Genomic DNA, 1,939 nt, shown 5'->3' on the forward strand with positions numbered 1-1,939 from the left:
CGTAAGCATCCGAGGAGCCGCGCGGACTTTGAGCGTCGCGCGTCATCCGGTTTGTCGTATGATGGTGGATGTTCAGGCGGCCCGCTGTGGCGCCGGGCTTTCGCCCTGGCGCAACCTCTTCCATTCCCATGGTAGCATTTCATGGAGGCGTGAGACCGGCAGGTTGGCGATCCGAGCGAGGATATCGGCGAGCCATGCCTTCGGGTCGACATCGTTGAGACGGGCCGTCATGGTGAGCGTGAGCATGATGGCGGCCCGGTCGGCGCCGCGATCGGAACCGGCGAAGAGCCAGGATTTTCTGCCGCAGGCCACACCGCGTAACGCCCTCTCGGCGGCGTTGTTCGTGAGACAAATTCTGCCATCGTCGACAAAGCGGGAGAAGTCGGCCCAGCGCGAGAGCATGTAGTTGATCGGCTCGATCACCGGGGAGGATCGCGACAGATGACCCTGCTCCTGGCGCAGCCATGCTTCCATCGCGTCCAGCAGCGGCTTGCTCTTCTCCTGCCGCACGGCGCGCCGCTCCGTCGCACTCCGGCCGTTGATCTCGCGCTCGATGGCAAACAGCGCATCGATGCGCCTGACCGCCTCCAGCGCAGTCGGCGAGACCGGCCTGGCGTTCCGGCCGCGCCGGGGATGGCGGGCGACATCGACCAGTTCGAAGAATTTCCTGCGGGCATGTGCGAAGCAGAAAGCGGCCGTGATCGGCGTTTGATTCTTCGTCGGGTCGAACAGCGGATTGAAGCCGTTGTAGCAATCAGCCTGAAGCACGCCGCCGAAGCCGGCCAGGTGTTTCTGCGGATGCTCGCCGCGCCGATCGCGGGAGGCGTAATAGACCGCGGCCGGTGGCGCAGGCCCGCCAAACGGCTGGTCGTCCCGCACGTAAGTCCAGATCCGTCCGGTCGTGCACTGGCCCTTGGCCAGGATCGGGATCGTGGTATCGTCGCCATGCAGCCGAACGGCGGCGAACACATGGGCTTCGATCAGGTCGAAGACCGGCTGGAGCGCGGCGCTGACATGGCCGACCTGATCGGCCAGGGTCTGGGTCGACAGCGCGATGCCCTCGCATTGGAAGCGCGTGCTCTGGCGGTTCAGAGGGATATGCTGTCCGAACTTGTCGAACACGATCGTCGCCAGCAGATTGGGGCCGAGAAAGCCGCGTGGCGTGGCATGGAATGGCGCCGGTGCCTGGCTGATTGCCTCGCAATCCCGGCACGTGAACTTCTCCCGCACCGTCTCGATCACCTTGAAGCGGCGCGGGATCTCCTCGAGCGTCTCCGTCACGTCCTCGCCCAGCTTCGCCAGCCGTGCGCTGCCGCAGCATCCGCAGACCGTCGGCGCCTCCACCACGATGCGCTCGCGCTCAATGTCTTCCGGAAAGGGTTTGCGCACCGGCCTCTTGCGGGTGAAGGCGCGCACGGTCTGCGCTTTCGCCGCCGCAGCCTCAGCGGCCAGTTCATCCTCAGTCGCCGCTATCACCAGCTCTTCGAGCTGCAATTCCAGCTGGTCGATCAGCCGTTGGGTGCGCTCACGACGTGGGCCATGCTTCTCGCGCTCGAGTTTGCCGATCTGCAGCTGCAGATACGCGATCAGCGCTTCGGTGCTGGACAGCCTCGCCCTCGCATGGGCGGCATCCGCGACCGCAGCATCCCGCTCGGCCTCGCTGCGCAGTCGTGCCTCGCGCTCTGCCAGCAGCGCGGCCTGGGCGCTGGCAAGGTCCGAAGGCAGCGAGAACGGTGCCGATGACATGGCACCATTGAATCAGATTTCCCAGCAACTTCAATGGCAAACAGGTTCACACCCGCGTCGGACGCCAGGTTTCCTGGGGATTGCGCCAGTCGATTCCAGACAGAAGATAAGACAGCTGCGCCGGTGAGATCGCAACAGCGCCGCCCTCCACATTCGGCCAGATGAAGCGGCCTTTCTCCAACCTTCGCGTGAA

Annotated in this window: 2 protein-coding genes; both read right to left on the reverse strand. The window is 64.9% G+C overall.

Annotation, left to right across the window (positions count from 1 at the left end; genetic code table 11):
• Window positions 1-72: 72 nt before the first annotated feature.
• Complete coding sequence (gene tnpC, locus JKL46_RS34650) at window positions 73-1,746, reverse strand: IS66 family transposase (RefSeq protein WP_201842979.1); 1,674 nt, start codon at window positions 1,744-1,746, stop codon at window positions 73-75.
• A 46-nt stretch (window positions 1,747-1,792) separates the two neighbouring features.
• Window positions 1,793-1,927 carry a transposase gene (gene tnpB, locus JKL46_RS34655; RefSeq protein WP_246529744.1) on the reverse strand — a complete coding sequence of 45 codons (135 nt, stop codon included), beginning with the start codon at window positions 1,925-1,927 and terminating at the stop codon, window positions 1,793-1,795.
• Window positions 1,928-1,939 lie beyond the last annotated feature (12 nt).

Source organism: Microvirga zambiensis WSM3693, assembly GCF_016735695.1.
In the GTDB taxonomy this organism is placed as follows: Bacteria; Pseudomonadota; Alphaproteobacteria; order Rhizobiales; family Beijerinckiaceae; genus Microvirga; species Microvirga zambiensis.